The organism is Paenibacillus oryzae, assembly GCF_001675045.1.
Taxonomy (GTDB): Bacteria; Bacillota; Bacilli; order Paenibacillales; family Paenibacillaceae; genus Pristimantibacillus; species Pristimantibacillus oryzae.
This window is the reverse complement of the sequence record NZ_LYPA01000023.1, coordinates 20,348-37,516: the sequence shown is the minus strand read 5'-3', so window position 1 is coordinate 37,516 and position 17,169 is coordinate 20,348. Positions and strand designations below refer to the sequence as shown.

Annotated in this window: 18 protein-coding genes; all 18 read left to right on the top strand. The window is 42.4% G+C overall.

Annotated features, from left to right (window positions below):
* Window positions 1-31 precede the first annotated feature (31 nt).
* The 18 genes from A7K91_RS01140 (at window position 32) to A7K91_RS01060 (ending at window position 16,989) form a co-directional block, all read left to right on the top strand.
* Window positions 32-1,036, top strand: coding sequence for an ABC transporter ATP-binding protein (locus A7K91_RS01140; RefSeq protein WP_068678826.1), 1,005 nt, complete (start codon window positions 32-34; stop codon window positions 1,034-1,036).
* Window positions 1,033-2,040, top strand: a complete 1,008-nt coding sequence (locus A7K91_RS01135) for an ABC transporter ATP-binding protein (RefSeq protein WP_068678824.1) — start codon at window positions 1,033-1,035, stop codon at window positions 2,038-2,040. The genes A7K91_RS01140 and A7K91_RS01135 overlap by 4 nt, the downstream gene beginning before the upstream one ends.
* A 26-nt stretch (window positions 2,041-2,066) precedes the next feature.
* Entirely contained in the window at window positions 2,067-2,459 is a 393-nt protein-coding gene (locus tag A7K91_RS01130) for an OsmC family protein (RefSeq protein WP_068678822.1), read from the top strand.
* A 355-nt stretch (window positions 2,460-2,814) separates the two neighbouring features.
* Window positions 2,815-4,056 carry a TraB/GumN family protein gene (locus A7K91_RS01125; RefSeq protein WP_068678820.1) on the top strand — a complete coding sequence of 414 codons (1,242 nt, stop codon included), beginning with the start codon at window positions 2,815-2,817 and terminating at the stop codon, window positions 4,054-4,056.
* A gap of 253 nt (window positions 4,057-4,309) precedes the next feature.
* On the top strand, window positions 4,310-5,698 hold the full coding sequence (locus A7K91_RS01120; protein ID WP_068678818.1) for an MFS transporter: 1,389 nt from the start codon (window positions 4,310-4,312) through the stop codon (window positions 5,696-5,698).
* Window positions 5,699-6,011: 313 nt separating this feature from the next.
* Window positions 6,012-6,659, top strand: coding sequence for a phage integrase N-terminal SAM-like domain-containing protein (locus tag A7K91_RS26810; protein ID WP_068678816.1), 648 nt, complete (start codon window positions 6,012-6,014; stop codon window positions 6,657-6,659).
* 3 nt (window positions 6,660-6,662) lie between these two features.
* A complete protein-coding gene (locus tag A7K91_RS26805) occupies window positions 6,663-6,944 on the top strand; it encodes a tyrosine-type recombinase/integrase (protein ID WP_342671722.1) in 282 nt (93 codons plus the stop codon).
* A 160-nt stretch (window positions 6,945-7,104) separates the two neighbouring features.
* Complete coding sequence (locus A7K91_RS01105) at window positions 7,105-8,220, top strand: DUF4062 domain-containing protein (RefSeq protein WP_068678812.1); 1,116 nt, start codon at window positions 7,105-7,107, stop codon at window positions 8,218-8,220.
* A 248-nt stretch (window positions 8,221-8,468) separates the two neighbouring features.
* Window positions 8,469-9,068: a hypothetical protein gene (locus tag A7K91_RS01100; RefSeq protein WP_068678810.1), complete on the top strand. Its 600-nt coding sequence runs from the start codon at window positions 8,469-8,471 to the stop codon at window positions 9,066-9,068.
* A gap of 300 nt (window positions 9,069-9,368) precedes the next feature.
* Window positions 9,369-9,731: a hypothetical protein gene (locus A7K91_RS01095; protein WP_068678808.1), complete on the top strand. Its 363-nt coding sequence runs from the start codon at window positions 9,369-9,371 to the stop codon at window positions 9,729-9,731.
* Between the two features lie 1,681 nt (window positions 9,732-11,412).
* On the top strand, window positions 11,413-11,883 hold the full coding sequence (locus tag A7K91_RS01090; RefSeq protein ID WP_068678806.1) for a GNAT family N-acetyltransferase: 471 nt from the start codon (window positions 11,413-11,415) through the stop codon (window positions 11,881-11,883).
* Between the two features lie 238 nt (window positions 11,884-12,121).
* Entirely contained in the window at window positions 12,122-12,745 is a 624-nt protein-coding gene (locus A7K91_RS01085; RefSeq protein ID WP_068678804.1) for a hypothetical protein, read from the top strand.
* 728 nt (window positions 12,746-13,473) lie between these two features.
* Complete coding sequence (locus A7K91_RS26925) at window positions 13,474-13,824, top strand: class I SAM-dependent methyltransferase (protein WP_245697150.1); 351 nt, start codon at window positions 13,474-13,476, stop codon at window positions 13,822-13,824.
* Window positions 13,825-13,850: 26 nt separating this feature from the next.
* Complete coding sequence (locus A7K91_RS26920; protein WP_245697148.1) at window positions 13,851-14,231, top strand: hypothetical protein; 381 nt, start codon at window positions 13,851-13,853, stop codon at window positions 14,229-14,231.
* A 244-nt stretch (window positions 14,232-14,475) separates the two neighbouring features.
* Window positions 14,476-14,943 carry an NUDIX domain-containing protein gene (locus A7K91_RS01075; RefSeq protein ID WP_068678802.1) on the top strand — a complete coding sequence of 156 codons (468 nt, stop codon included), beginning with the start codon at window positions 14,476-14,478 and terminating at the stop codon, window positions 14,941-14,943.
* Between the two features lie 295 nt (window positions 14,944-15,238).
* A complete protein-coding gene (locus A7K91_RS01070; protein ID WP_068678799.1) occupies window positions 15,239-15,703 on the top strand; it encodes a GNAT family N-acetyltransferase in 465 nt (154 codons plus the stop codon).
* Window positions 15,704-15,916: 213 nt separating this feature from the next.
* Entirely contained in the window at window positions 15,917-16,360 is a 444-nt protein-coding gene (locus A7K91_RS01065; protein WP_156739234.1) for a hypothetical protein, read from the top strand.
* A 161-nt stretch (window positions 16,361-16,521) separates the two neighbouring features.
* Window positions 16,522-16,989: a hypothetical protein gene (locus A7K91_RS01060; RefSeq protein ID WP_068678795.1), complete on the top strand. Its 468-nt coding sequence runs from the start codon at window positions 16,522-16,524 to the stop codon at window positions 16,987-16,989.
* Window positions 16,990-17,169 lie beyond the last annotated feature (180 nt).

Genomic DNA, 17,169 nt, shown 5'->3' with positions numbered 1-17,169 from the left:
GTATGCCTATCGCAGAAGGGGGAGGAAGCGGATGACAACACCGCTGCTGGAGGTTCAATCGTTAAAAACACATTTTCATACGGAGCGCGGCCGTGTTACGGCTGTTAATGGCGTCAGTTTTTCCGTGGAGCAGGGCGAAATAATCGGAATCGTTGGCGAATCCGGCTGCGGCAAAAGCGTCATGTCGCAATCCATTATCCGGCTGCTGGATCATACCGACGATATAAGCTACGAGGGAGAGGTCAAGCTGGACGGGCGGGATTTGCTGTCGCTGTCGAAGGCGGAAATGCGAAAGGTGCGCGGCAACGACATTGCTATCATTTTTCAGGACCCGCTGACCTCGCTTAATCCCGTATACACCATCGGAGAGCAAATTGGAGAAGCCATTACGCTTCATCAAGGCTTGTCCAAAAAGGAAGCTCGGAAAAAAGTCATCGACATTCTCCGGTTGACGGGTATTCCGTCGCCTGAAGTGCGGGTTGACGATTACCCTCATGAATTGTCTGGCGGCATGCAGCAGCGGGCGATGATTGCAATGGCGCTGTCCTGCGAGCCGCGTCTGCTGATTGCCGACGAGCCCACAACGGCGCTGGACGTTACGATCCAGGCGCAAATTCTTGATCTTATCGTGGAGCTGAACCGGCGTCTCGGCATGGGCGTATTGTTCATTACGCATGATCTTGGCGTTGTTGCGGAAATTTGCACAGGCGTAAAGGTTATGTATCTGGGACAAATCGTAGAGGAAACAACAACCGACCGCCTCTTCGAGTCACCGCTGCATCCCTACACGCAAGGCTTGATTGCGTCGATTCCGCTCATGGACCGGGACAGAAGCGAAAAGCTGCATGTTATCGAGGGGGCTGTTCCATCATTGGGCAACATTCCGCAGGGCTGCCGCTTCTCGACGCGTTGTCCGTTTGCCGACGGTAAATGCCGCGAGCAGGAGCCGCCGATGACGCAGCATCGCGACGATCACGGAGTCAAATGCTGGCATTTCGAAGCCATTGCCAGACAGCGGGAGGTGACAGCGGGATGAGCGCAATAAACAAGCTTAATGGAGAGAACAAAAAGGTGCTGCTGGATGTGCGCCATTTGGAGAAGAAATTTCCGGTTTATGGCCCTTTTGGCAAGCTGTTTGGCACCCGCGCGTTTGTACATGCGGTGACGGATGTTTCTTTTGAGCTATATGAGGGTGAAACCTATGGTCTGGTTGGAGAATCCGGCTCCGGCAAAAGCACAACAGGACGCAGCATTCTGGGATTGGCTCCCGCAACGGGCGGCGAAGCCATTTACGAGGGAAGGAGCTTGTTCCGCTTGTCGGGAGCGGAGATGAACAAGCTTCGCAAGGACATACAGCTTGTGTTTCAGGATACCTACTCCTCGCTTAATCCGCGCAAGCGAATCGGGCAAATTTTGGAGGAGCCGCTTGTTATTCACAAAATGGGAAATCGGGAAGAGAGACGGGAATCGGTTTTTGCTATTTTGAAGGTTGTAGGCTTGCAGCCGGAGCATTATTTCCGCTATCCCCACGAGTTTTCCGGCGGCCAGCGACAGCGGCTGGGGTTGGCGCGCGCCTTGATTCTGAATCCCAAGCTGATGATATGCGACGAGCCGGTTTCTGCGCTGGATGTGTCCATACAATCGCAAATTTTGAATCTGCTTCGGCAATTGCAGAAGGAGCTGAAGCTTACGCTCCTGTTTATTACGCATGACATTAGCGTAGTACGGTATATATCCGACCGGATCGGCATCATGTATCTGGGCCGCATCGTGGAGGAAGCGCCAACGGAGCTGCTGTTCCAGGGACCGCAGCATCCGTATACCCAGGCGCTATTTTCGGCGGTGCCCGATTTTACCCGCAGGAAGCTGAAAGAGCGAACCGTGCTGCAAGGCGAAATTCCATCTCCGCTGTCGCCCCCATCCGGTTGTGTATTTCATACACGCTGCCCGCTGGCGAGCGAAATCTGCAAAAAGCAGGTGCCCGAGCTGAAGGAATCGCTTGATGGGCATCGGGTGGCCTGTCACCACCATGAGTTTTGAATCGTTTAAAAAGGGAGAGCTGAAGCATGACAATTGTAAAAGTGGTAGACGGACAAGACGGAATATACAATGAAGCAGGTTATCAATTGAAGGGCAGTCATTCTCCAAACTCGGAAGGGCTATCGCCGCGCGAGCTGCTAGAGGCATCGCTGGGATTATGCGTTTCCATCTCGCTGCAAAAAATTATGAACTATGATGGCGTGGAGTATGATGCCAATACTATTCATATCGAAGTAACGGCAGCCAAGCCGGAGGACAAAAGCAACCGTTTCAGCGATTTTCATGTTCGTGTCACGCTGCCGCCCAGCCTGGATGAGGCTTACAAGGAAAAGCTGAAATCCGTGACGGAGCGGGCTTGCACGATTGGCAATACACTAAAAGCGGGAGCAACAGTAGAATTGGTAGAAGCTCAAATGTAAGCAGGGCTAGCCCGAATTAAGCACATTCCTGCGGCTGTACACCGCCTCATAGTCTAACAAAAACCCGAATTGTCCCAAGCGGCGATTCGGGTTTTTGATTATGATACCTTGTCTCTGACAGGCAAATTTTGATTCTCTCATTCCATGCGGTATAATTAGCACAATAATGGTAATAGATTCGGTGCAGCCCTCTTTACTAAGCCGTCTATCTGTTTATCTGTTATCTGTTATCTGTTATCTGTTATCTGTTAATCTCCTAACCAGAGTGTTGACAAAATGAACCAGTGTGAATATACTGTGTATATAAATATACACAGTATGCTGACATGACCAATTGAAGGGATTGAGGAATGAAATGAAGAAATTATCCGTCTTATTTTTAAGCTTCGTCATGTTATTTGTATTTGCAACGGGAGCGCAAGCACAAACTGCGGCGCCTTCCGTAAAGGTTTTGCTTGGCGAGGAGCAGCTGGCGTTTGCTGGCGCGCAGACATTTATTGAAAAAGGAACAACGTTGATTCCGGTCAAGCCTTTCCTGGAGAAACTGGGCTATGAGCTGAGCTGGGAAGCTGAAACCTCCACTCTTTATGCATCCAAAGGCGAGCTTTCTTTTGTCCTGGAGCGCGATAGTGATGAGGCGATGGCTAATAATGAGGGCTACAAGCTGAATGTCGCTCCAAAAATCGTCAACGGAACACTATATGCTTCGCTTCGTTTTCTGGCTGAAAATGCCGGTTACCGCATTGGCTGGGATTCCGAAAACCGCGCTGCCGCACTGGAGCAGCAGGACAGCAAGGGCTTTTTCTGGAAGGTTGAGAAGGACGGTTCGGTTGTGTACCTGCTGGGCTCTATTCATGTCGGCAACGAAGTGATGTACCCAATGCGCCCAGAAATCAATGCAGCGTATGGAAACTCTGACCATCTGGTGGTAGAAATCAATATTGCGGCTCCAATGGACGAGCAAACGGTTGCTGATATCCAGAAGTATATGACATATGCTGATGGCTCAACCTTGAAGGAACATATCGACGCTGAATCGTATACAAAGCTTCAAGAGATTTTGAAGGAAGTTGGGGCTCCGGAAACAGCATTTGATACCTATAAGCCTTGGGCAGTCAGCAATCAATTGACGGTTCTGAAATCCGCGCTTGGCGGTTATGAAACTGGTCTTGGCATTGATATGTATTTCCTGCAAAAGGCGATGATTACCGGCAAATCCATATTGGAGCTGGAATCGTACGACTCCCAATTCTCGATGTTTAACAACTTTTCTGACGAGTTCACAGCTTCTATGCTGCAAGAGACTATTGCTGCATACCATCAGCCCGATACCACCACCGACACGATGGCTACAATGTGGGTAGACGGTGACGATGCTGCATCGGCCGAATTGACTAATGCGATGAAGGAGCTGCCTGAATATTATAAAGGCATGATCGGCGACCGCAATGAAGGCATGATTGAAAAAGTAGAAGGCTACCTGGCTGATGAAAACAAGGATACCTACTTCGTTGTTGCCGGATACCTTCATATGCTGGGCGATGACGGAATTATTACGAAGCTGCAGGAAAAAGGCTACACGATTACTCGTCAATAGCAATAGCATCACCTCAATAAAATGAGCTTGAAGAATAAGCTTGAAGAACAATAATGATGAAGACAAAGGCGCCGGGAAACTGGCGTCTTTTTTATGTGTGTAAAAATCAATGTGGAAGCGCGTCTATTTTAGACATTCGTTATATAAGGATTAATTCAAAAATACCGTTTTTCACCTTGACAGGTGAGCGCCAGGGAATTAATATTAGTTTATAGACCGACAGTCGGTCTATAAAAGAAAGGATGCGAAACTTATGAAAGATAAATCATTTGGCACATTTTTAATTCTATGGTTGGGACAGTTTGTGTCCAGCATTGGCAGCGGGTTAACCGCCTTTGGACTTGGAGTGTATGTATTTCAGCAAACGCAATCCGCTACGGCGGTTTCGATGGTAACATTAAGCACGTTTTTGCCGATTATTTTGCTGGCGCCGGTGGGCGGCGTATTGGCGGATCGTTTTGACCGAAGGCTAATGATGCTGATTGGAGACGGCGGCGCGGTTATTGGTTTGGCTTATCTCTTGTTCCTGCTAGCAACGGGTGAAGCAGCGCTTTGGCAAATTTGCGCATCGGTTGCATTCAGCTCGTTGTTCGCTTCATTGACGGAGCCCGCATACCGGGCCAGCATTAGCGATTTGCTGACAGAGGAATTTTTCGCCAAGGCAAGCGGAATGGTTCAATTGGCCGGAGCAGCCAAGTTTCTTATTTCCCCCGTTGTTGCCGGCCTTTTGCTGCGCGTGATGGATGTAGAGATGCTGATTCTAATGGATATATCTACGATTATTGTGACCTTTTTGACGATTACGGCTGTTCGCAGAAGCTTTGGCGCTAAGCCTGCTCAAGCCGGACAACAGAATAAAGCCCAGGTTAAAAAGAGGGATGGGGCTTCTAACAAAGAAAAGTCCCGGCCCATTATCCAGATGGCTCAGGAATTGCGGGAAGGCTGGCAGCTGGTCGTTTCCAATCGCGGCGTATTGATGCTGATGCTGCTTCTTACGGCTATAACGTTTTATATGGGTTTTCTGGAGACGTTGTATACGCCTATGGTGCTGCCGCTGTCAGATGAGCAGACGTTAGGCATTGTACAATCGGTTAGCGCAACGGGCCTGCTGCTTGGCAGCTTGTTTATCGGGCTGTTTAGCAAAAGCAGCCGCTACGTGCGTATGTTGTCGGTTGGCCTCTTGATTGCGGGACTGTTCTTTTCCCTTATCGGCATGTCTCCAAATGTATGGCTAATTGCAGGTGCGGGGTTTTTATTTTTCGCCGCCATGCCTTTTGTCAATACAGGAGCCGATGTCTTGATTCGCAAAAATATTCCAAACGAAGCGCAAGGAAGAGCTTGGGGAATTATCGGAGTTATCTCGCAATTAGGATATGTGCTGGCTTATGCATCCGCGGGTCCTCTTGCCGACCATGTATTTAATCCATTACTGGAGGAAAATGGCTCCTTGGCTTCCACGGTGGGTCAACTGATAGGAACTGGCCCGGGCCGCGGCATTGGTCTTTTGTTCATGGTTGCGGGCGTATCGGTTATTGGGCTTGGCTTCGTGGTGGCTAGAATGAAATCCGTTATCCAGCTGGAAAAGCAAGCGGCTGCTGATGAAATAAAGCTGGCTGACGATTCTATGGTACCGGGTGTATAATTTTATTGAAGCAATAGAAATAATACTAATAGAACAAATAGAACAGACAGATCATAGCAAACCCGTTTCGGCGTGACAGCCGGAACGGGTTCTTTTGCAAAATCCGCTGATGCAGTAGGGTGAAACTGGCTTGATTCCTGCGAGGATTAGGGTAAACTATAGGGAGAGGCGACTTTGTCCTTTCGGGGCAGAGCAGGAGAATATACGATCCAAAAGCATTGGAGATCTTACGTTTGCTGTCAAGCAGACGGAGGGTCTCTTTTTTTCTGTTAGGGCTTGATAATTTTGGTATACTGAGGAGAGATGGGAGAATATGCATGTTTTTGTAGGTAAAAAGGATGATTTATCGTTATTTGTCACCATGGAGCGTTTTGATGCTGCGTTTGTGCAAAAAATTAAGTCCTTGAAGCAAAGAAAATGGCTTCCAGCGGAGCGGATGTGGGTTGTACCCTATACGATTGTTAGCATGGAGGACCTGTGGACGCTGGTCATTTCCGAAGCCGACAGCTTTGAAATTCAGGAGGCGTTGATGGAGGAATGCCCTTTTTGGATGGAAAGGGTGGTGGAGCGGCAGCGGAAGACCATTCGCGATGAGGTGGATCGAGCAACAGAAACAAGTGAAAAAGCCTCGGTGGATGATCTTGTAAAGCAATTAAAACTACGGGGCTACAGCCACCGAACGATTAAAGCATATTGTGGACATGTGAAGCGGTTTGAAGACTTTAAAGCTGAAGGGAAACCCTCGAGCATAGAGGATTATTCACTTGCCTTGCTTGGAAAAGGGAGATCGCACTCTTTTGTCAATCAGGCCATAAGCGCTCTCAAGTTTTATTCAGCTCATGTACTGGATGAGAAGCAGGGGGCCTCGTTCGTAAGGCCCAAAAAAGAGCGGAAGCTGCCGAATGTATTATCCTCCGGTGATGTGCTTAAAGAATATGCGGCGGGCATGGGGGCGGATTAGTGGCTGTTTCCGGGCCAGGATGGGCGAAAGCATTTGACGGATAGGAGTATGCAGAAGCTTTTTGAGCGATGTAAAAGCGAAGCGGGGATTGATAGGCCGGTTAGCGTTCATTCTCTTCGGTATTCCTTCGCAACCCATCTGCTGGAGAACGGAACCGACCTTCGGTATATTCAGGAGCTTCTGGGGCATCAGAGCAGCAAAACAACAGAACGGTATACACATATGAGCGTAAAGGATGTTCGGCGGATACGAAGTCCGCTGGATGGTTTGATGCAGGGGGAATAGGTGCAAGGCAGGAGGGAGCCGTGGGCGTGAACTGCTGCTTGCAGTGGGGCGTTCACGAACATATTCAGGAATCCCCCAAATGTAGGGTTTTAGCGAAATACGTAGATAGGGAAGTTATAGGAAATGAACGATAAAAGAAATAAATATTGGAGGATATACAATGAAGCCTAGAATTTTTGTTAGTTCAACATATTATGATTTAAAGCATATTAGAAACAATGTAGAAAGATTTGTACATCAATACGGTTTTGAGCCAGTCCTATTTGAAAGTGGGAACGTATTCTTTGAGCATGACAAAGAATTAGATATATCTTGTTATAACGAAGTAAAACTTTGTCACATGATGGTATTAATAATTGGTGGCAGATACGGTGCTCCCACCAGTGAGGAAAAGCAAAATGAATTTGTTAAGAAATATGAAAAAAACTATATATCAATTACACGAAAAGAATTCAGGGAGGCTGTTGATTACAACATCCCTATATTTATTTTCGTTGAAAAAAATGTATATAGTGAATATCATACCTTCAAAAAAAATAAGAAAATATTTTTAGAACTTTTAAAAGATCCGGAGTCGAATTTTAGATTTGCATATGTTGATAGTTCTAATATTTTTGATTTTATAGATGAAGTTAAGGTTAAAGCAATTACCACTTTTGAGAAATTTGAAGAAATAGAGGTGTATTTAAGAAGTCAATGGGCGGGTATGTTTTATAATTACATAATAGATTCAATCAAAGAAAAAGATAAGAACAAGATAATAGATGAAGTATCTGAATTGCATAATATTTCAGAACGAATGAATGAAATGATTAATCAGATAGGTAAATCTATTCTTTCAGAGTCAGGAGAATTTGAAGATGTAGTTAAAAGGCAAAATGAAAAGACAATTTCATTTTACACTCATAAAATAGTTGAAAATATTAAATTTAAAAGTATTTTTATATTTGAAGAGAAAGAAAAGAGTAAAATATTCGAAATAACAGAGCTTTTTGTTGATGTAGTTTTAAACAATATGCAAGTTTATGACCAAAATGGTATATTTCTAGACACTGAATTTATTTTCAGTGATCTAGATGAAGAAATAAAAAATTCAATTAATAAAAAACTAACAGAAATAGATCATTCTTTATACTTTGAAAATATTAATTTATTAAATATCTACGAAATATATTCTAGCAAATTGAAGACCTTATTTAATAATAATGGACTGGAAAGCTTATTTAAAGAAGCGTTAGAAGAATTGTTTGAAAAAGAATTGATTTTACCGTTTTAACCGTTTGAATGCAATTCAACGAAGTCGTCCACATCCTATAACACCATGTTCACGCATCGTCGCATCCGCTCCTCGGTCCGTCAGAAGATGAGAAGCCAGGAAGTGGATTCAGCCGGACAACCCTGCAAGGCTAAGTGGCGGAGCCACCCGGCAAGAATCAATCGCTGCGCTGGATTGATGGGCAGCTTAAGCCTTTCGGGCTCGTGAACACAAGACGTTAGATGAAATCACAGTAAAGGGCGATAACAATGGATCTATTATCTTTTTCAACAGGATATACTGCTCAAGATCAAAATCAAATAAGTTTTAATTGGAACGGAAAACATGCAAATGAGTTTTTTGATTCAAACCAACAATTTAGAAGGAATATTATTAGTTTTGTAATTGAAAACGATCAATTATATTTTCCAGTAGACCTCATTAGAGATTTATTTTTAGAAGAAGCAAAATGGTCAGTTCAAGCATGGTCCGTGGGATATGATTTTAATATATTGGGTGAGAAGCTTATTAGATATGGGAAAGATAAGTTCCTAAATGACTTCTTAATCGGGGCATTTTCAAGCTTTGATACATATTGTTCAAGTAGAATGATGCATCTTGAGCGGTTCGAGGTTGAATCAGTGCTAGAGGAATTAAAAAAGCGATTGAAAGATCCGGAATGTAAAGATTATAAGGACAAATACGACTCTGGAATTGAATTGTTCGAAAGCTATCTAGAAGGTAATCAAAGGGAAGGACTTTTTCAAATTACAGGTGATATACAAGTAACAAATATAAGAGTTGTCAAACCAAGTAAAATTAAAAATATGATAAGAACAGTATACAAGAAGATAAAACGAAATTTGTAAGTAAGACTGAGGGACTGTGACATCATCTAACATAATATTCACGCATCGGAGCCTGACGGCTCCTCGGTCCGCAAGAAGCGATCGGCAGGGAAGCAGAATCAGCGGACACATCCGCACCGACTAACCGCATCGCGGCCGGCTCCCGTTGGGAGCCTTAAGTCGGTGGGACGTCGTGAATACGGGAACGTTATAAGTAATCTCCTCAAAATAACTAAGTAAAAAAAGGAGGACAATAGTATAAACATCTCATCTATTGTTAGCTGGATAGATATCGCAGCTTCTAATAATCAAATTAAAGAAGTGGAAAGGCTGATTAAATCAATAGACATATCTGACCAACTGGGGTTACACGGAGAATTAGGTATAGAGGCATTAAGAACAATTAAAGACAATAGGGATCAACTAAATATTGATGAATCTGTGAAGGAACATATGATCTGGTATTACTTCACTAAACAAGATTGGAGTGATTCAATTTTAGCAGAAGTAATCAAAATCTATGAACAGAATAGTTATATAGCGTTGGAAAGCACTGTTGTAAGTGCACTAAAACAAGGTAACGTAGAAGAACATCAAATTGAAATTATTAGAAGAGCATTTAATAAAAAGGAAATTGTAAAACAAATCGGTAAATGGCTAGAGAGAAACCAGAAAGAGATCTGAAGGGTAATTCAATGAAGGCGGAGACAACTTATAACACCATGTTCACGCATCGTCGCATTTGCTCCTTGGTCCGGCAGAAGTTGAGAAGCAAGGAAGTAGATTCAGCCGGACAACCCTGCAAGGCTAAGTGGCAGAGCCACCCGGCAAGAATCAATCGCTGCGCTAGATTGATGGGCAGCTTAAGCCTTTCGGGCTCGTGAACAAAAAACGTTATCCAAAACACCTGGAACCGACGATACGAACTGACTGTTTAATCCATGGCAAGTTTGAAGCACGTTTTAGGGTCGGAGAACCGTATAAGATCGAAGAACTGGTATAAGACGAAGACGGAAGAGCCATATAAGATCGAGGAACGGTATAAGATCGAAGAACTGTATAAGATTGAATAGCCGTGTAAGGTCGAAGAACTGTATAAGATCGAAGAGCTGTATTTTGTAAGAGTGAATCAAGAAGTCAGGTGAATCGGATAACACCATGTTCACGCATCGTCGCATCCGCTCCTCGGTCCGGCAGAAGTTGAAAAGAACTGAAAGCGTAATCAGCCGGACAACCCTGCAAGGCTAAGTGGCGGAGCCACCCGGCAAGAATCAATCGCTGCGCTTGATTGATCGGCAGCTTAAGCCTTTCGGGCTCGTGAACAAAAAACGTTAGACGCAAGGCGCAAGATTGTAGGAGATTATAAATTACGGGAATGAAAAGACGTAGATGCGTCAATGATTTCAAGGAAAGTTCCCTGTGCGGGAACGGATTGAAATAGAAGCATCAATGATTTCAGGGTAAGTTCCCTGTGCGGGAACGAGATTGAAATAGGAGCGTCAATGATTTCAAGGAAAGTTCCCTGTGTGGGAACGAAATTGAAACAGGAGCGCAATGATTTCAAGGAAAGTTCCCTGAACGGGAACGAGATGGAATAAACAGATGTATATGAGGGTGAGTTCAAGGAGGCCCAGCGTCTAACACCATGTTCCCGCATCGTCGCATTCGCTCCTCGGTCCGGCAGAAGTTGAGAAGCATGGAAGCGTAATCAGCCGGACAACTCTGCAAGGCTAAGTGGCGGAGCCACCCGGCAAGAATTAATCGCTGTGCTTGATTAATCGGCGGCTTAAGCCTTTCGGGCTCGTGAACACAAGACGTTATGCGTAACTTCCCAACATTCGTAAATACTATAAGAGTTGGAGAAGACTAATAGACTGTAGGAGATTGAAAGTGGTAGGAAATTGAAGTTCCGTAGGAGATTGAAAAGCAGTAGAAGATTGAAGAGCTGTAGGAAATTGAAAAACGGTAGAAGATTGAAGAGCCGTAGGATATTGAAAAACGGAAGAAGATTGAAGAACTATAGGAGATTGAAAGGCTATAGAGGATTGAAAATTCGTATAAGAGATAAGATCTGTCAGGCTTAGTGAAATGTAAGTGAATCGAGGAAGTGGGAAGCAACGCATAACACCATGTTCACGCATCGTCGCATCCGCTCCTCGGTCCGGCAGAAGTTGAGAAGCAAGGAAGTGGAATCAGCCGGACAACCCTGCAGGGCTAAGTGGCAGAGCCACCCGGCAAGAACAATGGCTGCGCTTAATTGTTTAGCAACTTAAGCCTTTCGGGCTCGTGAACAGAAAACGTTATATGACATACCCGAAGAATCTAAGAAAGATTTTTAAAAATCAAAAATTAAAGGAGAGCAAGAATGAAAATAAATAATGAAGATATTAAATTTATCAAAGCAGATGAAGATCTAAAGACATTAATTACAAACAACTGGAAACCCATAATAGGAAACCACATGCATATCAATGATGGTATTTCTATTGTTGGTATGCTCAAAGAAGAACCGATTGCAGTGATATCAGTGTATTGGACGCATTGGATTAAACCTTTAAATGAAGAGATGGACGGATACATAGACATAATTGAGGTAAAGGATGATTATAGAAGAAATGGAATAGCTAAATATTTGGTAGAGAAGGCTGAAGATGAATGTAGGATAAGAAATCTAAAGCAAATTAGATCATGGAGTTCAGATAACAAGCTTGAGGCTCTACGGATGTGGAAGAAGTTCGGATATGGTATGTGTCCGGCACGTATCATTAGCGGACCGAATCAAGATATTCTTGTCAATGGATTTTATGTTGTAAAGACACTAATACAAGAAACGTAATATATTTATATAAGATTTTTAGCTTATTCGAAGATGTCGGGTACGTCATATAACACCGTATTCACGCGGCGGGCTTGACGGCCCTTGGTCTGCAGAGGAATTTCGGGGGAGTGGAATCAGCAGACAACCCTGCACTGGCTAAGTCCGTCGGACCCGGGGCTTACGCCCCTTAAGCCAGTGAGGGTTCGTGAATACAAGAACGTTAGACGAAACCAACTGAAGCAAAAAGAGGAGTAAAATGAACGAATACAGTTTCATTCGCATTAAAGATGCTTTTCCAACAGAAAACTTGATTGGCCGTTGGGTCATTGGCCTAGCAGTTATACATAACGATTTTATCTTCCTTAAAGACCAGCTTTATTTATTATCTGAAGATATCTCAACAGTTATATCTAAAGTGCCGGCAAGTTTTAAATTAATTGCTGCGTCGTTACGGGAGGCGATCTTTTATTTAGAAGAATCTGAGAAGCAAATTGATATTAAAGAGTATATTTCAGAGCTACCTCCCCATATTCTTAAGTTATATAGCTTTCTTACTCCGTTATATAGAACAGGTGACCAGTCTGACTTATTACAAAGACTAACAAATCTCAGGAATATAACCTATCATTTCTCTAAGCCACATAGGAACGAATTTATTAAGGCGTTAGAGGAAAATCAAAATCAAATAATATATAACGAGGACATGAATCAGCATTTTCTTTATGCAGAACTTATTAGGAACTCTATATTAATACACTCATTACTCAAAACCGAAGAAGATGAGATTTCAGAACTAATAAGAAGCATTAAAAGTGCTATTGATAATTTTATTAAGTTCTCAAGAGAAGTAAACAAATATTATTTAAAAGATTTTTTGTAAGTTAAACTACGCGGCATCGTCTAACACCATGTTCACGCATCGTCGCATCCGCTCCTTGGTCCGGCAGAAGTGGAGAAGCGAGGAAGCGTGATCAGCCGGACAACCCTGCAAGGCTAAGTTGCGGAGCCACCCGGCAAGAATCAATCGCTGCGCTTGATTGTTCGTCGGCTTAAGCCTTTCGGGCTCGTGAACACAAAACGTTATGCGTAACTTCCCAACATCGTAAAGACTATAAGAATTGCAGAAGACTAATAGACTGTAGGAGATTGAAAGTGGTAGGAAATTGAAGTTCCTTAGGAGATTGAAAAGCAGTAGAAGATTGAAGAGCTGTAGGAAATTGAAAAACGGTAGAAGATTGAAGAGCCGTAGGATATTGAAAAACGGTAGAAGATTGAAGAACTATAGGAGATCGAAGATCAGTAGAAGATTGAAAATTCGTATAAGAGATAAGATCTGTCAAGCTTAGTGAAATGTAAGTGAATCGAGGAAGTGGGAAGCAACGCATAACACCATGTTCACGCATCGTTGCATGCGCTCCTCGGTCCGGCAGAAGTTGAGAAGCATGGAAGCGTAATCAGCTGGACAACCCTGCAAGGCTAAGTGGCAGAGCCACCCGGCAAGAATCAATCGCTGCGCTTGATTGATGAGCAGCTTAAGCCTTTCGGGCCCGTGAACACAAGACGTTATAAGAAATCCCCGCAGAAATTAAAAGCAGAAAGAGGTGTCTCATGCAGGAGAGACTAACAGCTACTAATAATAAAGCATGGAATACAAAAGCTTATGAAGCATGGGTATTACATTTTGGACCTCCTGGAGTACAGGCAGAAAATCTTAAACTTAATGGCAGACATAAGCTTCGTCGATGGATAAAGTATATTGGCGACCCAAATGGAAAAAGGATTATCAATCTTCTTGGTTCAACGGGAAGCAAGGCAATTCCATTAGCATTGCTTGGCGCAGATGTCACTATTGTCGATATTTCCAAAGAGAACCAACAGTATGCTTCCGAAGTTGCTCGTTATGCTAATGTTAAACTTAATTATATATTGGCGGATGTTCTAAATTACCAACTGAGATGAATCTTAGTAATTATGATTTAGTTCTTATGGAATTTGGTATTTTACATTACTTTTCGAATTTAGAACCTATCTTTGAGTTGGTAAATAACTTGCTAAGAAACAATGGTCGACTTATTTTGACGGATTTTCATCCTTTTTCAAGCAAAGGTTCTAATTATTTTGATTCAAATCTTGTAGAAGAAGAGATAGCTTTTTCAGACTTTCTTTCAGAAGAAGATCGTAAAGACATACCAAAAGTTCTATTGAGAAAATGGACGATGGGTGAAATTCTATCAACATTAGCAGATAAGAACATGATTTTAAGGAAATTAGAAGAGGAGCCGCATCATATTAATAGTGGTGTACCGGCATTTTATACAATCGTAGCAGATAAAACAAATAAACATCGATCACCTCTAATTCCGTAAAAAAAGAATTTTAGTGGCTCGAAGAAGGCGGGGACATCTTATAACACCGCATTAACGCTGCGTCGCATACGCTCTTCGGTCACTGGTGATGCATTGGCAGAGAAGCTGATTCACGTGACAACCCTGCAAGGCTAAGTCTGCGACCCGTTCCGCTGCGCTCCACTTAAGCCTTTCGGGTTCGTTAATGCAAGAACGTTATACGAAAACTTGCTATCTAAAAGACTAAAAGGAGCCATTAAAGTATATGACTGAAGCAAAAAAGAAATATCATGTGTTGGCAAGAGGAGTTATAACGTCAGGTGATTATGTCTTGGTTGCACACTGTATTGGTATGGACAATACCTTTTTACCTGGTGGACATGTGGAATTCAATGAAGGGATAAAAACTAGTTTGGAGCGAGAAATTCAAGAGGAACTTGGTTTAGAAAGTCAAGTTGAAGAATACTTAGGATTGGTAGAGGCTGATTTTGAACTTCCTGATCTTTATCATCAAGAGATCAATCATTTGTTTATAGTGTCTATTTCGGTATTAAATCATACCTACAATCCAGTATCTAAAGAAAAGCATCTTGAATTTTATTGGGTGCATGTCAACGAGATGGAAAATCATAATTTACAACCCTATCATGTCAGAACAATAATAAAAGACCATATGAATAAAACTCTAAAAGGACCTTATTTCTTAAGTACTTTTGATGAAACAAATCGCTAAATCGATTGAGGGTATCAGCAAGAAGAGCAAGTCTTCGTATAACACCATATTCACGCATCGTCGCATTCGCTCCTCGGTCCGGCAGAAGTTGAGAAGCAAGGAAGTAGATTCAGCCGGACAACCCTGCAAGGCTAAGTGGCGGAGCCACCCGGCATGAATCAATCGCTGCGCTGGATTGATTGGCAGCTTAAGCCTTTCGGGCTCGTGAACACAAAACGTTAGGTGAAATGCTAAGAACTTATGATTAAAAATCACTTAAACAATAAATTTAGAATCCAGAGATAAGGTGATTCATATGATTATTCGACTTGCTAATAATAATGATTTTGACCAACTCATTAGGATGAGATGGGATTTTACAAATGAATATAATGAGCACAAAATTGAAGAAAACCAATATAATGATTTTTACTTAGAGTGCATGTCATTTCTGACAGAGGCTATCAATAATAATAAATGGTTTATTTGGGTTGCTGATTTGGACGGTCAAATCATATCACATATTTATATAGAACTAATATTTAAGGTGCCAAGACCAGGAAGGAAGACGAATCCATTTACTTACATGACTAATGTTTATACATTACCAGAGCATAGGGGTAAGGGAATTGGGAGCCAGTTACTTAAGGAAATTGAAGTATGGGCAAAGATTAATAAATATGAATTTATAATAGTTTGGCCAAGCGAAAGGAGTATTGAATTTTACGAACGTAATGGCTATAAACATTGTAATGAACCTATGGAACTGATGTTAGAATAAATTTTTTTGAGGGCATAGACTGTCCGCACTTCACCTAACACCGTATTCACGCTGCGGGGCTTACGCTCCTTGGTCTACCCGAGGAATTTCGGAGAAATGGAGTCTGGCAGACAACCCTGCGAGGCTAAGTCTTCGACCCGGCGCTAACGCGCCTTAAGCCTCTCGGGTTCATGAATACAGGAACGTTATACGAAAGGACCGAAGCAAGTGATATTGAATAAGCCACTTGATCCATATGATTTCTTTATTCAATCTGAAGACAAGAAATCACATATCCTCTTTTCATTTAAAGACGTTGAATTAGAGCGATATAAATCCATTAACTACTTGGTATATATTAAGGATGATCAGTTTGCTGGACAAGTCGAGATTTGGATTGAACATGAAGAACTTCATAACTTTATGGAAGGACTTTTAAAAGCTGAAAATAGCGAAGTCAAAATGATTCATTTAAAAGCAATGAGTGATGAGGAGTTTGAAATGACTTTTATAGATCAAAAAATGGGGCATTATGAAATTGCCTATTCCATTACAAAGAGAAGATATTCAAGAGCTGGATTAATAGAAACGATATTAAAAGGCTCTTTTGGCTACGATAGTGAATTTTTAAACCTATTGAAAGAGCGTTTGAAGGGAATTAATAAACTTTTGTCTTAAACATTTGTGAGTAATTCAAGGCCCCTTCGTATAACATAATATTCACGCTGCGGACATACGTCCTTGGTCCGGCATACGCCGTACACTCGACATGCGTCGAGTCGTGAATACAGGAACGTTATAAGAAATCCCCACAAAGAAATGAAAGTGAGAGTGATTACATGATCAAGAAAGTATTTACTCTATTACTACTTATAATTCTAACAGGTTGTGCATCTTCAGAAGAATATTCAGATGATTTTAATTTTGTATTTTCTTATGGCGTAATGAACAAGAATGTATTAAATACATTCGATAATAGATACACAAAAGATCTTGTTAAAGATGGGGTAAGAACAATTGAATTAATTCTAACAAAAGAAGAGAAGAAAATCATATATACGTACATGAAAGAAATCGGATTATTTCAATATCCAGACGAAGTTGAAGGAATGAAAATGAAACCAGATTCTGGATATATGTTTGAAATAAATAACGATGGGATTAAGCGATCGATAAATTGGGTTGGTGAATTTAATAATTCTGAGCGTGACAAGGAATTTAAGCATTTAACAAGAATGATAATTGAACTAATTGAATCTAAGGAATCATACCAATCTTTACCTAAAAGTAGTGGATATTATGAGTAATGCTTCGAAGGCGGGGACATCTTATAACACAGCATTCACGCTTCGGGACTTTCGCCCCTCGGTCCACCCGAGGCAATTCGGAGAAGAGGATTCAGGCGGACACATCCATTCCCCTAAGATAAAAGCTATCTAAGGGGAATGAATGTCGTGAATACAAGGACGTTATAAGAAATCCCCGCA

What these genes read in the sequence shown, in the direction of transcription:
- A7K91_RS01135 (WP_068678824.1), top strand. Translation starts at nt 1,033, where the DNA reads ATGAGCGCAATAAACAAGCTTAATGGAGAGAACAAAAAGGTGCTGCTG.
- A7K91_RS26810 (WP_068678816.1), top strand. Translation starts at nt 6,012, where the DNA reads ATGCATGTTTTTGTAGGTAAAAAGGATGATTTATCGTTATTTGTCACC.
- A7K91_RS01075 (WP_068678802.1), top strand. Translation starts at nt 14,476, where the DNA reads ATGACTGAAGCAAAAAAGAAATATCATGTGTTGGCAAGAGGAGTTATA.
- A7K91_RS26925 (WP_245697150.1), top strand. Translation starts at nt 13,474, where the DNA reads ATGCAGGAGAGACTAACAGCTACTAATAATAAAGCATGGAATACAAAA.
- A7K91_RS26920 (WP_245697148.1), top strand. Translation starts at nt 13,851, where the DNA reads ATGGAATTTGGTATTTTACATTACTTTTCGAATTTAGAACCTATCTTT.
- A7K91_RS01105 (WP_068678812.1), top strand. Translation starts at nt 7,105, where the DNA reads ATGAAGCCTAGAATTTTTGTTAGTTCAACATATTATGATTTAAAGCAT.
- A7K91_RS01125 (WP_068678820.1), top strand. Translation starts at nt 2,815, where the DNA reads ATGAAGAAATTATCCGTCTTATTTTTAAGCTTCGTCATGTTATTTGTA.
- A7K91_RS01120 (WP_068678818.1), top strand. Translation starts at nt 4,310, where the DNA reads ATGAAAGATAAATCATTTGGCACATTTTTAATTCTATGGTTGGGACAG.
- A7K91_RS01060 (WP_068678795.1), top strand. Translation starts at nt 16,522, where the DNA reads ATGATCAAGAAAGTATTTACTCTATTACTACTTATAATTCTAACAGGT.
- A7K91_RS01085 (WP_068678804.1), top strand. Translation starts at nt 12,122, where the DNA reads ATGAACGAATACAGTTTCATTCGCATTAAAGATGCTTTTCCAACAGAA.
- A7K91_RS01090 (WP_068678806.1), top strand. Translation starts at nt 11,413, where the DNA reads ATGAAAATAAATAATGAAGATATTAAATTTATCAAAGCAGATGAAGAT.
- A7K91_RS01100 (WP_068678810.1), top strand. Translation starts at nt 8,469, where the DNA reads ATGGATCTATTATCTTTTTCAACAGGATATACTGCTCAAGATCAAAAT.
- A7K91_RS01070 (WP_068678799.1), top strand. Translation starts at nt 15,239, where the DNA reads ATGATTATTCGACTTGCTAATAATAATGATTTTGACCAACTCATTAGG.
- A7K91_RS01130 (WP_068678822.1), top strand. Translation starts at nt 2,067, where the DNA reads ATGACAATTGTAAAAGTGGTAGACGGACAAGACGGAATATACAATGAA.
- A7K91_RS01140 (WP_068678826.1), top strand. Translation starts at nt 32, where the DNA reads ATGACAACACCGCTGCTGGAGGTTCAATCGTTAAAAACACATTTTCAT.